Source organism: Gordonia sp. NPDC003504 (assembly GCF_053587995.1).
In genome coordinates this window covers 1-2,143 of record NZ_JBSFPC010000031.1, presented here as the reverse complement: position 1 = coordinate 2,143, position 2,143 = coordinate 1, and the positions used below count along the sequence as shown (strand labels likewise).

The window sequence follows — 2,143 nt, the reverse complement described above, 5'->3', positions numbered from 1 at the left end:
CAGAAGCGCTGATAGCGATGGCCGAACTCACCCGCGGCGGCGCCTGCCCCGAACTGCCCTGGCCGTAACCCACCCACAAGAACGTCAGGAGATCCGAAATCTTACGGTATTCCTTTGATGACATCCCCGAGGCTTGCGCAAGAAAACTGGGCATCTCGTATCCGAAACTGTTTACATACGCGGTAACAAACACAACCATCTGAGCGCGGGGATCATTTAGCCGATCGAACTGAGGACGAATGCGATCGCGGTACCCTGGGCCGAACTCCAATTGACTCATCGCGTCGAAGATGTTTCTTCCAACAAATTCGGTCGAAAGCTCGTCTGTCTTTCTACCTTGCATTCGAGCATACCGGCCAGCACTCTTGACGTGTTTAGCCAATATGCGTGCATCGCTCCGACTTAGCTTCTCTAGTCCGGGAATCGAATGCTTGTCGTAGAGCCTTACGAAACGTCCATCCACCTCCTCAAGGATTACCCTCCGCCTAGAGGAACGCTCAAACGCTAGAATTACAAGTGAGAGGCTCAGCTGCTCAGCGGCCTCTAAGAGTTTTCGGGCATCTTCTGCAAAGTCAGCCAGCCCGTCGTATAACAGCAGAGCGGGTCCACGCCCGCCAAGGACCGCCAGCGTCGCCTTAACGTCAATTGTTCTCTCGCCCCTGAACCGAAATACGGTGTACCCCTTTCTGGTTAGGCGAGCCGAGATCTCCAATGCAGCGCAGCTTTTTCCTGAGAACCTCGGCCCCAGTGCGACATGGATTCTTCCTACCCAGTCGTGCGACATTAGGTCTTCTTCGATGCTCCGCTCGATGTCTGCATACCAACCCAAAGGCGCAATTCTGCCGCGCACCGCGTCGTCCCATATCGGTTCAAAACCAAGGAAGAAGTCATGCCCGGGAGGCACGTAGCTATCCGACTCGCTAAGGAGATCAAATTGTGAAGCGAATCGCGCCACGTCAGATCTCTGGGCTGCGATCGACTCCCATTGAAAGTACACGCCGCTTCGTGATTCGCCAGTGATATGCGAGAACTCTGCAACAGCATCGCCTGCACTAATCTCGACCCCAACAAGATTCCGAAGTTCGAGCTGCTCCCACATATCTTCTGGAATAGATTTTGAAATGTATACCGAGGGCGTCCGAGATGTCGGCTGTTTTGTTCGAATCGCCCTCGCGAGGTCATATTCCGAAAAAAGACTTGCGCCGATAGTAATGAAGGGTGAGCCCATCCATGAATTAAAGAATACTGGATACCAGTTTCTCTTGTTTTCAATCGAGTCGATATATTGAGGAATGGAGAATACGAGATTGAGTGGCGAGTTGCGAAATACTTTTCCGTGCAAATGCACAATCTGTAGCCCGAAGTCATCCCGCACCTCGTCTTGCCAGGAATACGACATTCCAAGAAGCTGCCCTTGCACAGCAGGCTTTGCGTACACCTGTTCCATAACGTCGTCTACGTTGAGGGTCCAGATGCGCGTCCAGAGGCAATCCCGAACCCTGTAGACCCATTCAGCGGGAACACAATTGGTGAATCGATCGACGAACAGTTTGGTAATACCTGCAGGATCGCGATCAAAACCTACCTCGTAGGCCTCTGTTAGGCTTGTCTGCCGTGTCCCAGCTACCGCATTAATTTCGTTTACTAGCTGTCCGCCTAGCGGTAGTTTGGTTCCATGGCCGTCTGTCGAATCAGCGCTCGCTCCCGCCCCGAGGAGCAAACTGTACTTGCCGTGACGAAGCTCAGATACGAAGACATCTCGCAGCTTTTCCGGAACCTGCTCCACCACACCTGAAGACATACCACTCTCACCTATTCGGAGTCCGTACCTACGTGTAGCCCACAGCCCTGCAAATGCGTTACCACAGCGTCGAAGACCGACGAGGCATCTAGTACAGGGCGGCGAGCGAGGGATAGCTTTAGCAGCGTACTCGAGTTCGGAGCTGTTCGTGCACAAAACACTGTCGGCCGCCCGATGGACGGACAGATGCTAATGACTGCCTGATCTGCGAATTGACCAGATACTGCCGTCGGTGCTGATCAGTCCCCCGAGTTCCATCATCACCAGGGCCACCCGGGTGGAATCGATCTCGACACCCGCGGAGAATGCGATCTCCTCCAGGGTGGCCCCGCCACGACCGGG

Annotated in this window: 1 pseudogene; it reads right to left on the bottom strand. The window is 54.0% G+C overall.

The features are described 5' to 3' along the window. Positions 1–535: 535 nt before the first annotated feature. Positions 536–1,447: pseudogene (locus ACWDPV_RS24130) on the bottom strand (P-loop NTPase); the annotation flags it as partial. Positions 1,448–2,143 lie beyond the last annotated feature (696 nt).